The organism is Litoreibacter ascidiaceicola, assembly GCF_900129235.1.
Lineage (GTDB): Bacteria > Pseudomonadota > Alphaproteobacteria > Rhodobacterales > Rhodobacteraceae > Litoreibacter > Litoreibacter ascidiaceicola.
On the sequence record NZ_FQUV01000001.1, the window covers coordinates 496051 to 514628 of the forward strand.

General features: G+C 59.5%; 25 protein-coding genes. All 25 read right to left on the reverse strand.

Going from position 1 to position 18578, the window contains the following annotated elements; translation table 11 throughout:
• The 25 genes from BUB72_RS02310 to BUB72_RS02430 are packed head-to-tail and all read right to left on the reverse strand — an operon-like array spanning nt 1 to nt 18525.
• Nucleotides 1–1542, reverse strand: coding sequence for an NADH-quinone oxidoreductase subunit M (locus BUB72_RS02310; RefSeq protein WP_073139914.1), 1542 nt, complete (start codon nt 1540–1542; stop codon nt 1–3).
• The gene (nuoL, locus tag BUB72_RS02315) at nt 1542–3650 is read right to left on the reverse strand and encodes an NADH-quinone oxidoreductase subunit L (protein WP_073139917.1); all 2109 of its coding nucleotides are present in this window, start codon (nt 3648–3650) and stop codon (nt 1542–1544) included. Before nuoL ends, BUB72_RS02310 begins: the two co-directional genes overlap by 1 nt.
• Before the next feature lie 6 nt (nt 3651–3656).
• Nucleotides 3657–3962 carry an NADH-quinone oxidoreductase subunit NuoK gene (nuoK, locus tag BUB72_RS02320; RefSeq protein WP_073139920.1) on the reverse strand — a complete coding sequence of 102 codons (306 nt, stop codon included), beginning with the start codon at nt 3960–3962 and terminating at the stop codon, nt 3657–3659.
• Nucleotides 3959–4414: a hypothetical protein gene (locus BUB72_RS02325; RefSeq protein WP_175549108.1), complete on the reverse strand. Its 456-nt coding sequence runs from the start codon at nt 4412–4414 to the stop codon at nt 3959–3961. Before BUB72_RS02325 ends, nuoK begins: the two co-directional genes overlap by 4 nt.
• A 29-nt stretch (nt 4415–4443) precedes the next feature.
• Nucleotides 4444–5058: an NADH-quinone oxidoreductase subunit J gene (locus BUB72_RS02330; protein ID WP_073139927.1), complete on the reverse strand. Its 615-nt coding sequence runs from the start codon at nt 5056–5058 to the stop codon at nt 4444–4446.
• On the reverse strand, nt 5058–5459 hold the full coding sequence (locus BUB72_RS02335) for a carboxymuconolactone decarboxylase family protein (RefSeq protein WP_073139931.1): 402 nt from the start codon (nt 5457–5459) through the stop codon (nt 5058–5060). Before BUB72_RS02335 ends, BUB72_RS02330 begins: the two co-directional genes overlap by 1 nt.
• Nucleotides 5452–5982 carry a hypothetical protein gene (locus BUB72_RS02340; RefSeq protein ID WP_073139934.1) on the reverse strand — a complete coding sequence of 177 codons (531 nt, stop codon included), beginning with the start codon at nt 5980–5982 and terminating at the stop codon, nt 5452–5454. The genes BUB72_RS02335 and BUB72_RS02340 overlap by 8 nt, the downstream gene beginning before the upstream one ends.
• Nucleotides 5979–6470, reverse strand: a complete 492-nt coding sequence (gene nuoI, locus BUB72_RS02345; RefSeq protein WP_073139937.1) for an NADH-quinone oxidoreductase subunit NuoI — start codon at nt 6468–6470, stop codon at nt 5979–5981. The genes BUB72_RS02340 and nuoI overlap by 4 nt, the downstream gene beginning before the upstream one ends.
• 4 nt (nt 6471–6474) lie before the next feature.
• Nucleotides 6475–7512 carry an NADH-quinone oxidoreductase subunit NuoH gene (gene nuoH, locus BUB72_RS02350; RefSeq protein WP_073139941.1) on the reverse strand — a complete coding sequence of 346 codons (1038 nt, stop codon included), beginning with the start codon at nt 7510–7512 and terminating at the stop codon, nt 6475–6477.
• 6 nt (nt 7513–7518) lie between these two features.
• Complete coding sequence (locus BUB72_RS02355; protein WP_139250591.1) at nt 7519–7908, reverse strand: hypothetical protein; 390 nt, start codon at nt 7906–7908, stop codon at nt 7519–7521.
• Between the two features lie 6 nt (nt 7909–7914).
• Entirely contained in the window at nt 7915–9924 is a 2010-nt protein-coding gene (gene nuoG / locus BUB72_RS02360; RefSeq protein ID WP_073139944.1) for an NADH-quinone oxidoreductase subunit NuoG, read from the reverse strand.
• Between the two features lie 3 nt (nt 9925–9927).
• Complete coding sequence (locus BUB72_RS02365; RefSeq protein ID WP_073139947.1) at nt 9928–10413, reverse strand: DUF3291 domain-containing protein; 486 nt, start codon at nt 10411–10413, stop codon at nt 9928–9930.
• The gene (locus tag BUB72_RS02370) at nt 10410–10817 is read right to left on the reverse strand and encodes a DUF5333 family protein (protein WP_073139950.1); all 408 of its coding nucleotides are present in this window, start codon (nt 10815–10817) and stop codon (nt 10410–10412) included. The genes BUB72_RS02365 and BUB72_RS02370 overlap by 4 nt, the downstream gene beginning before the upstream one ends.
• Before the next feature lie 12 nt (nt 10818–10829).
• Complete coding sequence (locus BUB72_RS02375) at nt 10830–11171, reverse strand: hypothetical protein (protein ID WP_073139956.1); 342 nt, start codon at nt 11169–11171, stop codon at nt 10830–10832.
• Complete coding sequence (locus BUB72_RS02380) at nt 11168–11512, reverse strand: hypothetical protein (RefSeq protein WP_073139959.1); 345 nt, start codon at nt 11510–11512, stop codon at nt 11168–11170. Before BUB72_RS02380 ends, BUB72_RS02375 begins: the two co-directional genes overlap by 4 nt.
• Nucleotides 11509–12807, reverse strand: coding sequence for an NADH-quinone oxidoreductase subunit NuoF (gene nuoF / locus BUB72_RS02385; RefSeq protein ID WP_073139962.1), 1299 nt, complete (start codon nt 12805–12807; stop codon nt 11509–11511). The genes BUB72_RS02380 and nuoF overlap by 4 nt, the downstream gene beginning before the upstream one ends.
• A gap of 44 nt (nt 12808–12851) precedes the next feature.
• On the reverse strand, nt 12852–13070 hold the full coding sequence (locus tag BUB72_RS02390) for a DUF5337 domain-containing protein (RefSeq protein WP_073139965.1): 219 nt from the start codon (nt 13068–13070) through the stop codon (nt 12852–12854).
• A 19-nt stretch (nt 13071–13089) separates the two neighbouring features.
• The gene (locus BUB72_RS18750) at nt 13090–14052 is read right to left on the reverse strand and encodes an NADH-quinone oxidoreductase subunit E (RefSeq protein ID WP_073139969.1); all 963 of its coding nucleotides are present in this window, start codon (nt 14050–14052) and stop codon (nt 13090–13092) included.
• Between the two features lie 26 nt (nt 14053–14078).
• Nucleotides 14079–15293: an NADH-quinone oxidoreductase subunit E gene (locus BUB72_RS02400; protein ID WP_073139972.1), complete on the reverse strand. Its 1215-nt coding sequence runs from the start codon at nt 15291–15293 to the stop codon at nt 14079–14081.
• Nucleotides 15294–15332: 39 nt separating this feature from the next.
• Entirely contained in the window at nt 15333–15617 is a 285-nt protein-coding gene (locus BUB72_RS02405) for a hypothetical protein (RefSeq protein WP_073139975.1), read from the reverse strand.
• On the reverse strand, nt 15614–16831 hold the full coding sequence (locus BUB72_RS02410; RefSeq protein ID WP_073140492.1) for an NADH-quinone oxidoreductase subunit D: 1218 nt from the start codon (nt 16829–16831) through the stop codon (nt 15614–15616). The genes BUB72_RS02405 and BUB72_RS02410 overlap by 4 nt, the downstream gene beginning before the upstream one ends.
• On the reverse strand, nt 16831–17031 hold the full coding sequence (locus tag BUB72_RS02415) for a hypothetical protein (protein WP_139250592.1): 201 nt from the start codon (nt 17029–17031) through the stop codon (nt 16831–16833). Before BUB72_RS02415 ends, BUB72_RS02410 begins: the two co-directional genes overlap by 1 nt.
• Complete coding sequence (locus tag BUB72_RS02420) at nt 17028–17639, reverse strand: NADH-quinone oxidoreductase subunit C (protein ID WP_073139982.1); 612 nt, start codon at nt 17637–17639, stop codon at nt 17028–17030. Before BUB72_RS02420 ends, BUB72_RS02415 begins: the two co-directional genes overlap by 4 nt.
• Nucleotides 17636–18169 (reverse strand): NuoB/complex I 20 kDa subunit family protein, encoded by a 534-nt coding sequence (locus BUB72_RS02425; RefSeq protein ID WP_073139985.1) that lies wholly within the window; start codon nt 18167–18169, stop codon nt 17636–17638. Before BUB72_RS02425 ends, BUB72_RS02420 begins: the two co-directional genes overlap by 4 nt.
• Nucleotides 18160–18525, reverse strand: a complete 366-nt coding sequence (locus BUB72_RS02430; RefSeq protein WP_073139988.1) for an NADH-quinone oxidoreductase subunit A — start codon at nt 18523–18525, stop codon at nt 18160–18162. Before BUB72_RS02430 ends, BUB72_RS02425 begins: the two co-directional genes overlap by 10 nt.
• Between the last annotated feature and the right edge of the window lie 53 nt (nt 18526–18578).

An 18578-nucleotide genomic window follows, 5' to 3' on the forward strand; every position in this document is an offset into this window, starting at 1 on the left:
TTAGTGTCCGGCCACAGCCGTGGTCACGCCGCTATCAAGCAACGCGGTATCATAATTGGAGACCAGCGCTTCCACGCTTGGCCCGATCAGGTCCAGCACCAGCGCGGGGTAGACGCCCAGCAGGATGGTCATAAAGACCAATGGCGCAAAGATCGCACGCTCTCGGGTGGTCATGTCGGTGATCGACTTCAGGCTTTCCTTGATCAGGTCGCCCATGACCACGCGGCGGTAAAGCCACAAGCCGTAAGCCGCCGACAAGATCACACCCGTGGTCGCGAACATGGCAACCCATGTGTTCACTTGGAACACGCCCATCAGCGTCAGGAATTCCCCGACAAAGCCGGACGTGCCCGGCAAGCCGACATTGGCCATGGTGAAGAACATGAAGATCAGCGCATAAGCCGGCATGCGGTTCACAAGCCCGCCATAGGCGTCGATCTCGCGGGTGTGCATGCGGTCGTAGATCACGCCCACACACAGGAACAACGCGCCCGAGATAAACCCGTGCGAAATCATCTGGAAGATCGCCCCGTCCACACCTTGCTGGTTGGCCGCAAAGATACCCATGGTCACATAGCCCATGTGGGCGACCGAAGAATAGGCGATCAGCTTTTTCATGTCGGACTGCGCCAGCGCCACCAGCGAGGTGTAGATAATCGCAATCGCCGACAGCCACAGCACATAGATGCCCAGCACCTCCGCCCCGACAGGGAACATCGGCAGCGAGAACCGCAAGAAGCCGTAGCCGCCCATCTTCAACAGGATCGCCGCCAGCACCACGGAACCCGCAGTCGGTGCCTGAACGTGCGCGTCAGGCAACCAAGTATGGACTGGCCACATCGGCATCTTCACCGCGAAGCTGGCGAAGAAGGCAAGGAACATCAATGTCTGCAAGCCACCCACAACGGTGACCCCCGCAACGCTGAACGTCTCGGACGCGAAGGTATGCGTCAGTAGCGTCGGAATGTCGGTGGTGCCTGCGTCCATATACATGGCGATCATGGCGACCAGCATCAGCACCGAGCCGAGCAGCGTGTAAAGGAAGAACTTGAACGACGCATAGATGCGGTTCACCCCGCCCCAGATGCCGATAATCAGGAACATCGGGATCAGGCCCGCCTCGAAGAACAGGTAGAACAGGATCAGGTCCAGCGCACAGAACACGCCAAGCATCAGCGTCTCGAGCAGCAGGAAGGCGATCATGTAGTCCTTCACCCGCGTTTTCACGTCCCAGCAGCTAGCGATCACAATCGGCATCAGGAAGGTGGTCAGCAGTACGAAGGTGACCGAGATGCCGTCGACGCCCATCTTGTATTGCAGGCCCATCAGCCAGTCGCGCTCTTCCACGAACTGGAAGCCGGTATTGGCAGGATCGAACCCCGTATAAACGAAGATCGACAGCAGGAACGTCACGCTGGTGGCGATCAAGGCCAGCCATTTGGCGTTGCGCTGAGACGCTTCATCGTCGCCACGCAGGAAAAGCGCGAGGATCAGCGCCGCAACAAGCGGCATGAAGGTGATAACGGAAAGCAGGTTGTCCATTATTCGGCCCCCCCGATGCTCGGGCCGCCGATGGCGAACCATGTGATAATCAGAACCACGCCGATGACCATGGCGAAGGCGTAGTGGAACATGAAGCCCGATTGCGCACGGCCTGCAAGGCGGGTCAGGAACGGCACCGCGCCCATGGCGACCCCGTTGATCGAGCCGTCAATGACCTTGCCATCGCCGCGCGTCCACAAGAAGTTGCCAAACCACTTGGCTGGACGGATGAAGATCACGTCATAGAGTTCGTCGAAATACCACTTGTTCAGCAGGAACTGGTAAAGATGCGGCTGGTTTGCCGCCAGACGACCCGGCAGGCTCGGGCTCTTTATGTAGAACAGCCAGGACGTGAAGAAGCCGATCAGCATCGCGATGAAGGGCGAGACCTTGACCCATGCAGGCGCATGGTGGGCGTTGTCCATCGTGTGGTTGTCTGGGGCCATGTAAATGGCACCCTGCCCCGGCAGCGCGGCCTCGCCTTCGCCGCCTTCAACCGCGTCGCCGTGACCCTCTTCAGTGCCAGCCGCAACCGCCGCCATGCTCATTGTGTTCGGGTCCACCAGCGCATGTTGCTCGCCTTGGGTGATGCCAAAGAACTTCTCGACATCATGGTGGTCGCCGAAGAACGGCTTGAAGAAAACCATCCCCGAGAAGATCGCGCCGATAGCCAGAACACCCAGCGGGATCAGCATGGTTTTCGGGCTTTCATGAGCGTGCTCATGCGTATGCTTGTCGCCGCGCTCGGTGCCGTAGAATGTCATGAACATCAGACGCCACGAATAGAACGAGGTGAACACAGCCGCGATGACCAGCAGCCAGAACGCGTAGCCCGATCCACCGCCCCACGCGCTCTCGATGATCGCATCCTTGGACAGGAAGCCCGCGAAACCAATATGCGTCAACGGAATGCCGACGCCGGTGATGGCCAGCGTGCCGATCATCATTGCCGCAAAGGTATAGGGGATCTTCTTACGCAGGTTGCCATAGTTGCGCATGTCCTGCTCGTGGTGCATCGCGTGGATGACCGAGCCCGCGCCAAGGAACAACATCGCCTTGAAGAAGGCGTGGGTCAGCAGGTGGAACATGGCGACCGAGTAAACGCCGACGCCAGCGGCCACGAACATGTAGCCCAGCTGCGAGCAGGTCGAATACGCGATCACGCGTTTGATGTCATTTTGCACAAGACCAACGGTCGCTGCAAAGAACGCGGTCGACGCGCCGATGATCACGATGAAGGTTTTGGCCTCTGGTGCGAACTCGATCAGCGGCGACATGCGGCAGACAAGGAACACACCCGCCGTCACCATGGTCGCGGCGTGGATCAGGGCCGACACAGGGGTCGGGCCTTCCATCGCGTCCGGCAACCACGTGTGCAGGAACAATTGTGCCGATTTACCCATGGCACCGATGAACAACAGGAAGGCCAGCAGGTTGGCGGCGTTCCAGTCGGCCCACAGGAAGTGCAATTGTGTTTCGGCCAGCGTCGGGGCGGCCTCGAAAATGTCGGACAGGTTGATGCTGTCGGTCAGGAAAAACAGCCCGAAGATACCAAGCGCGAAGCCGAAGTCACCCACGCGGTTGACCACAAACGCCTTGATCGCGGCGGCATTGGCCGACGGCTTTTTGTAGTAGAAGCCGATCAACAGATACGACGCGACGCCCACGCCTTCCCAGCCAAAGAACATCTGGACCAAGTTGTCCGAGGTCACCAGCATCAGCATCGTAAACGTAAAGAACGACAGGTAGGCAAAGAAGCGCGGCTTGTAGCTGACGCCTTCGCCGAAATTCTCGTCATGGGCCATGTAGCCGAAGGAATAGAGATGCACGAGGCTCGATACCGTGGTCACCACGATCAGCATGATCGTCGTCAACCGGTCCATGCGGATGGCCCAAGACGTGTCCAACGTGCCGGACTGGATCCAGCGCATGATTTCAATGGTTTCCGTTGTCCCGTCAAAGGTCAGGAAGACGATCCAGCTCAGCAAAGCCGACAGGAACAAAAGCCCCGTTGCAATGATACAGCCCGCTTGCTCTCCGATGAACTTCCAGCCGAAGCCGCAGATCAAGGCACCGATCAGGGGACCAAAGAGGATGATGGTTTCCATAGTGACTTAGCCCTTCATCACGTTGACGTCTTCCACGGCGATGGAGCCGCGGGTTCGGAAGAAGCAGACCAGAATGGCCAGCCCGATTGCCGCCTCAGCCGCCGCGACCGTCAGCACGAACAGGGTAAACACCTGCCCTGCGAGGTCGCCGAGATAGCTGGAGAAGGCCACGAAGTTGATATTCACCGCGAGCAACATCAGCTCGATCGACATCAGAATGATGATGACGTTCTTGCGGTTCACGAAGATGCCGAAAATGCCGATGACGAACAGAGCCGCCGCGACCGTTAGATAGTGTTCAAGTCCGATCATTTTGCATCTTTCTTGTAGGGTGTCTTGGACCCGCGCAAGACGGGGTAATGGGTTTGGCACACGCAGCTCTCGGCTTTCGAGGTAAAGCGCTTGGTGCGCACGCCTTGGTTGCGCAACAGCATCTGAACATCGCCAATGGTGTAGGATGTGCCGGAATTCAAGGCGTCGTAAACTGTGGCCGAAATCTCGCCAGCGTCGCGTGGCCCCTTGGAAGTCAGCGAATAGGGCTGCGACTTGCTGCGCAGGATTTTGCCGCTGGGGCAGTGCTCCAGATACAGATATTCGCGTTCGGCTTGGTCATAGGTGGTGTAGGTCACGACACCATTGTCCCATTTCGAGGCACTGGTGATCTCGCGCCCTTCAACCTTGTCCCCGCTATACGCGCAAGGCGGCGGTAGGGGTGTCAGGCCAAAGGCCTCCCCCGCACACAGCGCGACAAGGGCGCTGGACAAAGTGATATGACGCGACGCGTGCATTCGACTTACAACCCCTGCCCCGGTTTCACGTCTTTCAGCTCCATCTGCTCCGCAGGGTCGCGGTAGATTTGGCTCAACACGTTCTGGCGTTTGATGTCCGGGCGGTGGCGCAAGGTCAGCACGATGGCGCCGATCATGGCGACCAGCAGGATCAGGCCCGCCGCTTGGAACAGGTAGATGTATTTGGTGTAGATCAGCTGGCCCAAGGCCGCCGTATTGTGGGTCTCTTCCAGTGCGGGGGCCACCGCGTCACGCAACGCAGTCGCGTTTTCCGCGCCTGTCCACGTGCCGAAGACCAGCGCCAGTTCCATCAATAAAACAATGCCGATCAGCCCTGCGAGCGGCACGAATTTGGCCAACTCCCCGCGTAGCTCCGCGAAGTTCACGTCCAGCATCATCACCACGAACAGGAACAACACCGCGACCGCGCCCACATAGACGATGATCATCAGCATGGCGACGAATTCCGCGCCCAGCAAAACGAACAAGCCGGCCGAGGACAGGAACGCGAGGATCAGCCACAACACCGAGTGCACGGGGTTGCGCGACACCACGACGAACAGGCCGGCGGTCACGACCGTTATGGCAAACAGGTAGAATGCGAAATCAGCGAAACCCATCAGTCTTTTCCTTCTCCGTCCAGCACTTCTGTCGCCAGCTCCATCGCTTTCGACATGGCCGGAACACCGCCGAACATCGCGGCTTGGGCGATGGTTTCGGCAATCTCTTGTTTCGTGGCACCCGCCTCGACAAGGTGGCGCACGGTGATCCTGATCTGGCTTTCGGCCTGTGCGCCCTGAATGGTCAGGCCGGACAAGGTCAGCAACAGGCGCGTCTTGGCGTCGAGCCCCTCGGGGCTCACCCCTTTGCCCATGAACTGCTCCATCATCTCGGCAGACATGGTGGGCATCATGTTCTCGAAGCCTTTCGGCGTGAACGCTTCCAGCGCAGGGTTCATGGTCTTCGCCATATCCTGGCCCATTTTCATCATGGCCTCGAAGGGGTTATTGGGGTCAGACATTAGCTTCTCCATCTTCGGGGTACATGGTGATTTCGAACGTGCCATCACCGGTTATTTCGATCCATTCGCCGGGATTGCGATCCTTGGCAGCTGCGACCGAGCTTTGAACCTTGGACGTGATCTCCAGAAACTCGGAGCGCGTCGCAAGCTCGCCTGTCATGGTGCCATAAAACGGGCTGGAATCGTCCGTGATCACGGCGAGCGCTTTCGCCGCCAGATCAACCACGCCATCGGTATCGCGCAACTCTTCGGCAAGCGGCGTGACGGCGCGCATCAGCTTTTCGTCAAGAACAGACGGCATCTCGCCATGGCTGACGGCGACCGCATCCGCTGCGACAACAGCCGTGATCACCTGTCCTTCATACATGTCCCGTGTGACACCTTCCGAGACGATCACGCCGTTGCTCTCCGACAGGACAGCATCAAGCGTGCCGATGGCAAACTCGGCGCCCATGTCTTCGATCATGTCGACCAAGTCATCCAGAATGCTGGGGTCAAAGGGATATGTGGCGTGGGTGCTCATCTGTAAGGGGCATCCATTTCCAGATTGTGGGCAATTGCGGATTCCCAACGGTCACCGTTCTCCAGCAGTTTTTCCTTGTCGTAGAACAGCTCTTCACGGGTCTCGGTGGCAAACTCGAAATTCGGGCCTTCAACAATGGCATCCACCGGACAGGCTTCCTGACAGAAGCCGCAATAGATGCATTTCGTCATGTCGATGTCGTAGCGAGTGGTGCGGCGCGAGCCGTCGTCGCGCGGCTCCGCGTCGATGGTGATGGCTTGGGCAGGGCAAACAGCCTCGCACAGCTTGCAGGCGATGCAGCGTTCTTCCCCATTGGGATAGCGGCGCAAGGCATGTTCACCCCGAAAGCGCGGAGACAATGGCCCCTTCTCATGCGGGTAGTTCAATGTCGCCTTGGGCGCGAAGAAATACTTCAGCCCCAGCTGCATGCCTTTGAACATGTCCATCAGCAGGAAGTATTTGGCCTTGCGAGCGAATGAAGTTGCCATTGAGTTAACCTCCTACTGCCCAGCGGGCATAGGCCCCGCCGAAAGCACCGTATTGCGCGAAAAATGCCACCAGAACGACCCAGCCAAGCGACAGCGGAAGAAACACTTTCCAGCCGATGCGCATCAACTGGTCGTAGCGGTAGCGCGGCACGATGGCCTTCACCATAGCGAACATGAAGAAGAAGAACGCCATTTTGCCGACCATCCACAACGGGCCATCCGGCAGGAACGGGATCGGGGACAGCCAGCCGCCGAAGAACAGCAGCGAGATCAGCGCGCACATCAGGAAGATGGCAATGTATTCGCCGGCCATGAACAGCAGGAACGGGGTCGAGGAGTATTCGACCTGATAGCCCGCAACCAGTTCCGATTCCGCTTCTGGAAGGTCGAATGGTGGGCGGTTGGTTTCGGCCAAGGCGCTGATAAAGAACAAAAATACCATCGGAAAATGCGGCAACCAGTACCAGCTGAAGAAGCCGAAATCACCGTCTTGCGCACGCACGATGTCACCGAAATTCAACGAGCCGGTGGACAGCACCACGCCGATAATGATCAGGCCGATGGAGACCTCATAGGAAATCATCTGCGCGGCGGAGCGCAAGCACCCAAGGAACGGGTATTTGGAGTTGGACGCCCAGCCCCCCATGATCACGCCGTAAACCTCTAGCGAGCCAATGGCGAAGATATACAGGATCGCAACGTTCAGGTCGGCCAGAACCCATGTGTCGTTGAACGGGATCACCGCCCACGAGATGATCGCCAGCACGAAGGCCAGCATCGGGGCCAGCATGAACACGAACTTGTCGGCCCCTGCGGGAATAACGATCTCTTTGACCACATATTTCAGCGCGTCGGCCACCGATTGCAGCAACCCGAAGACCCCGACCACGTTCGGGCCACGCCGCATTTGCACGGCGGCCCATATTTTCCGGTCGCCATAAACCAAAAACAGCAGCGAGATCATCACGAAGGCGATCATTGCCAGGCATTGGGCGACGATGATCAGGGTGATCCCCAGTCCAGATGAAAGAAATTCAGCCATGGTCCCTCAAACTGTTGGTATGCCGGTCTCGGCACATTCTGCGACGGCCACTTCGGCGTCGATTGTTTGCAATCCGTCGGGTAGTGCAGCCGAGATTGTGTAAACCGCATCTCCGGCCCAAAGGCCACCCTCTTCCTGTACGTTTGTGCGCACATGTCGCGCAAATCCGAAGCCCCGGATCAACGCATACTGCGCCGCCGCGCATTTTCCGTAATCCGCCACATCCGCTTTGGTCCGCGCGCCCCTCATCCGCACCAGAAAACTGACGAGGTCATCGTCGAGCCGTCTGGTCTCGATGCCAAGATACTCCGGCGCAAAATATTCCTGCGTCGGGTCCTCGGTCGGGGTGCAGGCCGCTAGCATGGCTGCCCCCAGAACGGATATGCGCGTGCGCATGTCACGTTACTCCGCTGCCATCGGGGCGCTGGCCCGCGCTTTGGCGTTTGCCGACAGTTCTGCCATCAATTCGGATGCACGGGCGATCGGGTTGGTCAGGTAGAAATCGGTCAGGGCGTGGCGGAAGTCGGCCTTGCCCATTTTCTTGGCCGGCAGCGGTGTCCATGCGTTCTCCGGCACGATGTCGACCCCCGCCAGATGCGGCACCTCGGCGACCAGCGCCTGACGCAGTTGCGCCAGCGTGTCATAGGGCAGTGTCGCGCCCAACTCGGCGGACAGCGCCCGCAGGATGGCCCAGTTGTCTTTCGCCTCGCCCGGAGCAAAGCCCGCACGCAGCGCCAGTTGTGGCCGCCCTTCGGTATTCACGAACAGCGCCTGTTCTTCGGTATAGGCCGCCCCCGGCAGGATGATGTCGGCACGATGTGCGCCACGATCCCCGTGGGAGCCTTGGTAAATCACGAACGGACCCGCATCGATGTCGATCTCGTCGGCGCCAAGGTTGTAGATCACCTCCGCGTCCTTGATCCCGTCCATGCCAGCGTCATTCGTACAGCCCACATCCATCGCGCCAACGCGGCCAGCGGCGGTGTGCAGCACCATGAACTTGGAGTTTCCGGCCTCGGCCAGTTGCATCGCGGTGCCCAGAACGGCCTCGCCATCAGCTTCCTGCAACGCGCCTTGGCCGATGATCGTCACACCGGCTTCGTCGCTTGCATTGTCCATCTCGGCAACTTTCGCCAAGGCGGCGCGGTCGGTGCCCAGATGGGTGTATTCAAAGCTCAAGTCCAGCTTCGGCCCGATCACGCCAACAGTCGCGCCAGCCAGATAGGCCTTGCGAATACGCGCATGAAGCACGGGGGCCTCGATCTCGGGATTGGTGCCGATCAGCAGGATCATCTTGGCGGTGTCGATATCCTCGATACGCGCGGTGCCGACATAGCCGGAGCGGTTGCCGGCAGGCAGTTTCGCGCCATCGGTGCGGCATTCCACAACGCCGCCTTGGCCTTCGATCAGTTGTTTCAAGGCAAACGCGGCCTCCACAGGGGCCAGATCGCCCACAAGACCAGCGAGCTTCTTGCCCTTCATCGCGGCAGCAGCAGCTTCCAGAGCCTCGCCCCAGCCCGCTTTGCGCAGCTTGCCGTTTTCACGGATGTAAGGTGTGTCGAGACGCTGGCGGCGCAAACCGTCCCAGACGAACCGTGTTTTGTCGGAAATCCATTCCTCGTTCACGCCGTCATGGTTGCGCGGCAAAAAGCGCATGACTTCGCGGCCTTTAGTGTCCACGCGGATGCTGGAGCCAAGCGCGTCCATCACGTCGATGCTCTCGGTTTTGGACAGCTCCCACGGGCGGGCCGTAAAGGCGTAAGGCTTTGATACCAAAGCCCCAACGGGGCACAGGTCAATGATGTTGCCCTGCATGTTGGAGTTCAGGGTCTGGCCCAGATAGGACGTGATCTCCGCATCCTCGCCGCGACCGGTCTGGCCCATTTGCGTGATGCCCGCGACTTCTGTCGTGAAGCGCACGCAGCGGGTGCAGGAGATACAGCGGGTCATATGGGTCTCGACCAGCGGGCCAAGGTCCAGATCATCCGTCGCGCGTTTTGGCTCGCGGTAGCGGGAGAAGTCCACGCCATATGCCATCGCCTGATCTTGCAGATCGCATTCGCCGCCTTGGTCGCAAATCGGGCAATCCAGCGGGTGGTTGATCAGCAGGAACTCCATCACCCCTTCGCGGGCCTTCTTGACCATCGGCGAGTTGGTTTTCACCACAGGCGGCTGGCCTTCCGGTCCGGGGCGCAGGTCGCGCACCTGCATCGCGCAGGACGCGGCAGGCTTCGGCGGGCCGCCGACGACTTCGACCAGACACATGCGGCAGTTGCCGGCAATGGTCAGGCGCTCGTGATAACAAAAACGCGGCACTTCGACGCCCGCTTGCTCACACGCTTGGATCAGGGTCATCGCCCCGTCACACTCGACCTCTTTGCCGTCGATGATTACTTTTTTCAGGTCGCTCATGCGTTACTCCGCAGCCACTTGGCAGCCATGTGTTTTCCACATGGTCGCGTCTTTCAAATAGTCCCAGCCGAAGGCGTCGGGGCTGTCGCCCTGCTCCCGCAGCATCTCAAGTCTCTCCAGCGCCTCGTCCAGTGTCGGCTGGTGGCCTTCCGGCACCCACCACATGACGAAGTGCATTTTGCCCAGCACCTCGAACCACTCTTGGCGCTTTTCGTAGAATTTCTTGTGCAGCGTGCCCCAGACGAAGGTCTCCAACGCCTCGGCGCTTTCCCACACGGTCAGGTTCGGCACATAAAGCGGATCGCCCGCTATCGCATGCTCGGTCGCGCCCGGCGAGCCGGAGCCTTCCAGCATCCACACGAAGCCGGGCATCCGTTTGCCCAGATTGTTGATCCGCTCGATATTGTCGATGAACTCCGCCACGCGGGGGTCGCTCACCGGGGCGAGCAGTTTGCCGACGTTCAATTCTGCCAGATGGTGACCCTTCATTGCGGCACCTCCACCAGCAAAAGCCCGATCTCGGTGCCTTCCGACATCTCGGAACGGCCAGCGGCACACACCAATTCACTTCCAGCGCCATCAAGCTGGTGCTTATCCATAAACGCCTGCTGGGCGGCGCCCAGTTCGGCATCGCCATTGTCCATACCAGCGGAGGGATCACTCGGGTCGAACCCGTCTTCTTCCAGCTGTGTGAACAGCTTCTCGGACGCTTTGACGATGGCCACAGGATCGACGCTCAACTCCGCGCAGGACAGCGCCAAGGCTTGCGCCGCAGAGGTCGCCACAAGCGCCGAGACGAAGTAGTCCGGCATCGGGCGCGTGTCGGCCATCGCAGGCACAGCCGCCAGAACGGCGGCGGTGGCGAGGGGCCCGAATTTCACTGCGCTCGACATTCTCATTCCATTCTACCGCGCGGTGCAACGCGCGTTAAAAACCAGCTTGTCACCGTCTTGGGTGAAGGCCCAATCCTCGCTGACGGGACTCATCCGCCAGTCAGCATCAGAGCCACCATAGTTCAGCAGGCAATATTTCGTCGCCTCGAATCGCACGCTCTCGCGCACCGCTTCAACGCCAGCCCCTTTGTTCGCCACGGAAATGGTGACGTCGCGCTTGTCCTCGCCCGTGGACAGCTTTGCCTTGAACGGCAATTCCCGCTCGCTGGCGGCGTTACGCGACTTGTCACGGCTGAGACGCGCGCAAGAGGCTGTCGCAAACACCAGCGATATGATGAGCAAAAGCCGGATCATGTTTTCAACCTTGATCCGTCAATGACCTGATCGCTTTGCAACACGCCAACACAGAAGATGTTAACGGTCAGCAACCCGTCCTTGCGGGTGCGGGTGTCGGGAATGGCGCTTTCGCCTTCACGGCAGGCGATTTCCATCGCGCGCAGCACAGCGCGGTTCTCGTCAGCGGTCGGGATCGCAGCACCGTCCTTGTAGCGCAAGACAACGCGGGTCGTGTCAGCGGCACGCGCGGCTTCGACGATCTCGAGCGGCGGGCCTTTGGGCTTCTCGGACACCGGACCGGGAGGAACACAGGCAGCCAGAACAGCGACGGCGGGGATGAGGAACAGAGCGCGCATCATTCTGCCGCCACCGCCGACACGCGGCCCGTTCGTTTGTGTTTGATGCGGTCTTCGATCTCGTCGCGGAAATGGCGCACGAGGCCTTGGATCGGCCAAGCCGCCGCGTCGCCCAAGGCGCAAATCGTGTGGCCTTCGACCTGTTTTGTCACGTCCAGCAGCATGTCGATTTCCTCCACCTCGGCCTCGCCCGTCATCAAGCGGTCCATCACGCGCATCATCCAGCCGGTGCCTTCGCGACATGGGGTGCATTGCCCGCAAGACTCATGCTTGTAGAACTTCGACAGCCGCCAGATGGCTTTGATGACGTCGGTGTTCTGATCCATCACAATGACCGCAGCGGTGCCAAGGCCGGAGCGTTGCTCGCGCAGCCAGTCGAAATCCATGATGCATTCTTTTTCCATCATCTCGGCGGGCAACATCGGCACGGATGATCCTCCCGGGATTACGGCTTTCAGGTTGGACCAGCCGCCACGGATGCCACCACAATGGCGGTCGATCAGCTCTTTGAACGGGATCGACATGGCCTCTTCGACCACACACGGGTTGTTCACATGGCCGGAAATCGCAAACAGCTTGGTGCCGGCGTTGTTCGGGCGGCCAAAGCCCGAGAACCATTCCCCGCCACGGCGCAGGATGGTCGGCACCACGGCGATGGATTCGACGTTGTTCACTGTGGTCGGACAGCCATAGAGACCAGCGCCCGCAGGGAATGGCGGCTTCATCCGCGGCATGCCCTTTTTGCCCTCAAGGCTTTCCAGAAGTGCGGTTTCTTCACCGCAAATATACGCGCCCGCGCCATGATGCAGGTAGATGTCGAAGTCCCAGCCGGATTTCGCGGCATTGGGGCCGACAAGGCCAGCCTCGTAGCACTCGTCGATGGCGTTTTGCAGCGCCTCTTTCTCGCGGATATATTCGCCGCGAATATAGATGTAGCAAGCGTTGGCCTGCATCGCGAAGCTCGCAATCAGGCAACCTTCGATCAAGGTGTGCGGGTCATGACGCATGATCTCGCGGTCTTTGCACGTACCCGGCTCGGACTCGTCGGCATTTACCACCAGATAGCTGGGGCGACCGTCGCTTTCTTTCGGCATGAAGGACCATTTCAGGCCCGTCGGGAAGCCAGCGCCCCCGCGTCCACGCAAGCCGGAGGCCTTCATCTCGTCGATGATCTTGTCGCGGCCACGCTTGATGATCGCGGCGGTGCCGTCCCAATGCCCACGGGCTTTCGCGCCCTTCAGGGAGCGGTCATGCATCCCGTAGAGATTGGTAAAGATGCGGTCCTTGTCTGCCAACATAGCTTTCGCGTCCTGTCTGCTTCTTCATGTGCGGTGACGCACGCCTAGCTTCTGGCGCGCCACACCCGGAATAAAACGACCAACGCCCAGATGAACGCGGCCCCTGCCATCAGGTCGAACAGGAAGGCAAAGCGAGCGGGCCAGCCAAGCTGCCCCCCGATCACCTGCGCCCCGACCCAGATCAGCATCGTGGCAAAAATCACGATCGCCGCCTGTCGGGCCTGTCTGACCATGCGCGGGTCCTCTTGCGAGGGCCCGCTCATCGTTTCGTCTCAGTCAGGATCAATAGACCCCGCCCTTTTTCACCTTCTTCGAGAACTCGGTCTCGCCGCCCTTGGCAAGCAACTTGGCCTGCTTCACCCATTCGTCACGGGACGCGCGGCCTTTGATGCCCTCGATATTGTTGTCGGCCCAGTCCACCTCTTTCTTGCGCCAGCTGGCGACCTGATCGAAGTGGTAGACGCCCATCTTGTGCAACTCGCCCTCAAGCTTCGGGCCGACACCTTTGATCTGCTTGAGATCATCGGCCCCGCCCGCACGGGCTTTTTTCAGAAGTTCCGGCTTGCCGTCAGCGGCCACTGGCTTGGCCTTGGCAGCGGTTGCCGCCTTTGCCTTCGGTGCCGGTTTCGCGGCAGCCGCTTTGGCTTTCGGCGCGGCTTTTACCTTGGCCGCAGGTTTCGCATCCGCTGCCTTGGCTTTCGGCGCGGCCTTCGGCTTCGCGGCAGCCTTGGCCTTTGGTTCTGCTTTGGCCTTTGGCTCTGCCTTGGTCTTTGGCTCTGCCTTCGCTGTTGCGGCAGCCTTGGTTGCGGATTTCGCGGCGGTTTTGGTCGTGGACGCCTTCTTCGCAGCCGGCTTCTTCGCATCTGGCTTTTTGGCAGCAGGCTTCACCTGCGGCGCAGTACTAGCAGCCGCAGGGCTCAGGCTCGCGGCGGCAGCACCCGCATTTTCAGCGACTGGCGAGGATGTTGTCACAGCACCGGAGCTGGCCAGCGGTGCGGCGGCGGTCGCCCCATCCGTGCGGGGTGCGGCAGGAACCGAAGACACTTCCGCTTCTGCCTTGCCGCAGAACGCCCAGTTCAACACGAAGCCCCCGACGAGCAATACCACGAGGCCCCAAAAGACGGCCCCCAGAAATCCAAAGTCCCGCATCGACATCAGCAATGCTGCGACCAGCACGCCCGCGATCAACGCAGCAAGCCAGCAAACCGTTTTGCAGCTTCCCCCGTTTGTGTTGTTCTGTCCCATTCTTCGTACTCCCCGTCTGTTTCAGACTAGTAGATGCCGCCTTTTTTGACGCGGCTTGAAAATTCCGTAGTGCCACCTTTGGCCAGCACCTTGGCTTGCTTCACCCACTCGTCCCGGGAAACGCGGCCTTTGAAGCCTTCGAGGTTCTCATCCACCCATTCGACTTCCTTCTTGCGCCAGGACGACACCTGATCGAAGTGGAAGACACCCAGCTTGTGCAAAAGCTGTTCGAGTTTGGGGCCAACGCCCTTGATCATCTTGAGGTCGTCCGGACCGCCGGCCCGCGCCTTTTTCAGCATTTCAGGCTTGCCGTCCGCTGCAACAGGCTTCGCCGCTGGTTTGGCTTTTGCCGTATCCTTGGCCTTCGGAGCCTCGGATTTCGGAGCCACCGTGCCGGTCTTCGGACGCGCCACTTTTTTGGAATCGACCTCGGCCTTTGTCGCGTCGACTTGGCGTGCGTCTTTTTTCGCCGCCGCCGTCTTTGACTTGGCTGGCACGGACGCCTTGTTCGCGGCACCGCCCTTGGCTTTGCCGCCATGTTGCCACGGGGCCAGCAACGGCACTTCTGTGCCGTCGATGCGTTTCACCGTGTCGCCGATATCGGCCGCTAATTGCACGGAGGCGTTGTACTGCGTCTTGCCGCTGTCGAATTCTGTCAGCGAAGTCAGTCCCTTACGCGGCTCGGCGGCGTAGCGGCCGTTTTGCGAGCCGGGAGTTGGCACGTCACCCTTGGCCAGCATATCGATGATCTGCGCCATGCTTTTGGCGGTCAGGTCTTCGTAATAATCTTTGCCGATCTGGGCCATCGGCGCGTTGGCGCAGGCGCCGAGGCACTCGACCTCTTCCCACGAGAACTTGCCATCAGCGGACAGCTGATGCGGCTTCTCGGCGATCTTTTCCTTGCAGACCCCGATCAGGTCTTCCGCGCCGCAGATCATGCAGGAGGTGGTCCCGCAAACCTGAATATGCGCAACAGAACCAACCGGTTGCAGTTGGAACATGAAGTAGAACGTCGCCACTTCCAATGCCCGGATATAGGCCATGCCCAGCTTGTCCGCCACGTATTCAATGGCGGGTCGGGTCAGCCAGCCCTCCTGCTCCTGAGCCCGCCACAACAGCGGGATAATCGCCGAGGCCTGACGCCCCTCGGGGTATTTCGTAATCTGCGCATCCGCCCACGCAAGGTTTGCGGGGGTGAAAGCGAAGCTGTCAGGCTGGTCTGCGTGAAGTCTACGAAGCATGGAGGTCTGTGGCCTTTATCTGTGCGTCCGGGGCAGCGCTTACGCGCAGGCCCCTACGGTGGAGCGGATACCGCCGCCGGCTTGCTCGATGGCTTGAAGTTGGGCCACGGCCTCTTCTTGCACTTTGTCGAGCTTCATATCTTTCCAGCCGGTGATCTTGCGGATTTCGGCATGGGTGATGCCGTCGAAGTCGGTGCAGCCCACTTGCGCCATGGCAGACGCATAGCGCGCGAGGTCGATATCATCGACGCTCAACTCGGGGGCAGGAAGGCAAGCGCTCAAGGTCATGGCACCAGCAACGGCAAAGGCAGAAAACTTTTTCATCGGTCAATCTCTCCAAAAACTACGTCCATCGTTCCAATAATAGCGGCCACGTCAGCAAGCTGGTGGCCTTTGCAGATATAATCCATCGCCTGCAAATGCAGGAACCCGGGGGCCTTGATTTTGGCGCGGTAGGGTTTGTTGGTCCCGTCCGCCACCAGATACACGCCGAATTCGCCCTTCGGGGCTTCGATCGCCGCGTAAACCTCACCTTTCGGCACGTGGAAGCCTTCGGTGTACAATTTGAAATGATGGATGAGCGCCTCCATGGAGGTTTTCATCTCGCCACGTGTCGGCGGGGTCATCTTGCCCCGCGCCATCACGTCGCCCTTACCGTCCGGCGCGCGCAGCTTTTCGATTGCCTGACGCATAATCGACAGCGACTGGCGCATCTCTTCCATACGGACCAGATAACGGTCGAAACAGTCGCCGTTCTTGCCAACCGGAATTTCGAAGTCGAACTCGTTATAACACTCATAAGGCTGAGAGCGGCGCAGGTCCCACGCAAGACCGGAGCCGCGCACCATCACGCCCGTGAAGCCATAGTCGAGGATATCTTCCTCGGTCACGATCCCGATATCGGCGTTGCGTTGTTTGAAAATACGGTTGTCGGACAGCAGCCCGTCAATGTCGCTGAGAACTTGCGGGAAGGTGGTCGTCCATTCCTCGATATCGTCGAGCAGGTCTTCCGGCAGGTCTTGATGCACCCCGCCCGGACGGAAATAGGCGGCGTGCAGACGTGCACCGCAAGCCCGCTCGTAGAACACCATCAGCTTCTCACGCTCCTCGAAGCCCCAAAGCGGTGGCGTCAGCGCGCCCACGTCCAAGGCCTGCGTGGTGACGTTCAGCAGGTGGTTCAGAATACGGCCGATTTCCGAATACAGCACGCGGATCAGGCTCGCGCGGCGCGGCACTTCGGTGCCTGTCAGCTTCTCGATGGCCAAGCACCAAGCGTGTTCCTGATTCATCGGTGACACGTAGTCGAGACGGTCAAAATAAGGTAGGTTTTGCAGGTAGGTCCGGCTCTCCATGAGCTTTTCCGTGCCACGGTGCAAAAGGCCGATATGCGGGTCGCAGCGTTCCACAATCTCGCCGTCGAGTTCCAGAACCAAGCGCAACACGCCGTGCGCCGCTGGGTGCTGAGGCCCGAAGTTGATGTTGAAGTTACGGATCTTCTGCTCGCCCGTCAGGGCGTCGTCGAATTTGCCACCGTCCATCATGAGAATGCCTCGCCGTCTTTCTGTCCGAGTCGTCCGACTGATTGAACGCACTCAAACCGTTGATTCTGCTGCGAAGGCAACTGATTCAAAATCAGTTGGCTTTGACGATCGGAATTTTTTTTAAATGCCTGAAGGCTGGCCAGCGCCATCAGCGCGGCTGAGAGAAGTCCGATTGCTTCTGCGACAAACTCCATCATTTCTTCGCCTCTTCAGCTTTCTCGTCACCCGGCATGATGTATTCCGCGCCCTCCCATGGGGACATGAAATCGAACTGACGGTATTCCTGCACCAGCTTCACCGGCTCGTAGACAACGCGCTTTTCGGCTTCGTCATAACGGACCTCGACATAGCCCGTGGTCGGGAAGTCCTTGCGCAGCGGATAGCCGCGGAAGCCGTAATCGGTGAGGATGCGGCGCAGGTCCGGATGGCCGGAGAACATGATGCCGAACATGTCGAAAATCTCACGCTCGAACCAGTTGGCCGCCGGATAGACTTCGTGCAACGACGGCACAATCTCGTCTTCGCGGATCGCCATTTTCACACGGATGCGGTGGTTCTGGTACATCGACAGGTATTGATACACGACGTCGAACCGCGCGTCGCGGGTCGGGTAGTCCACCGCCGTGATATCCACCATGGTGGAAAAGCGGCAGGCACGGTCGGTTTTCAGAAACTCCGAGAACGACACAAGCGAGCTGGGCGCGATATGCACGGTCAGCTCGTCAAATGCGATCTCGGTGGACAGCACGCAATCAGGGCGTTTCAGCTCTATGTGAGCCGCGAGTTCTTGAAGAGCGGCGGTCATCGAATGATATTCCCTGTCCGGCGGATTTTGCGTTGCAGCTGGAGCAGGCCATAGAGCAATGCCTCGGCTGTGGGCGGGCATCCCGGCACATACAGATCAACCGGAACGATCCGGTCGCAGCCGCGCACAACGCTATACGAATAGTGGTAGTAGCCGCCGCCATTGGCACACGACCCCATGGAAACCACATAACGCGGCTCTGGCATCTGGTCGTAAACCTTGCGCAAGGCGGGGGCCATTTTGTTGGTCAGGGTGCCGGCCACGATCATCAGGTCTGACTGGCGCGGGGAGGCGCGGGGCGCTGTCCCGAAGCGTTCCATGTCGTAGCGTGGCATCGCGGTGTGCATCATCTCGACGGCGCAGCAGGCCAGCCCGAAGGTCATCCAGTGCAGCGAGCCTGTGCGCGCCCAGTTGATGATGTCCTCGGTCGAGGTAACAAGGAAGCCCTTGTCCTGAAGCTCGGAGTTCAGCTGTGCGGTGGCGACGTCTTTGTCCCAGCCAGCTGTGTTCAAACCGGTTGCTACTCCCATTCGAGTGCTCCCTTTTTCCATTCATAAGCAAAGCCGATGGTCAGCACCGCAAGGAAGACCATCATCGACCAGAAGCCAAGTAGCCCGACATCCTTGAAGGCAACCGCCCACGGGAACAGGAAGGCGATTTCTAGGTCGAAGATGATGAACAGGATCGACACCAGATAAAACCGCACGTCAAACTTCATCCGCGCATCGTCGAAAGCGTTAAAGCCACATTCATAGGCGGACACTTTTTCGGGGTCTGGGTTACGCACTGCGACGACCGCCGCTGCAAGAATCAAAACCAACCCAAGGCCAATGGCTATTGCCAAAAATATCAGGATGGGCAGGTATTCGCGTAGAAGCTCGTCCACGTAAGTCTCCTTCTCGCCTGCATGTCGCGGCATACAGGAAGTAATTGCTGCGG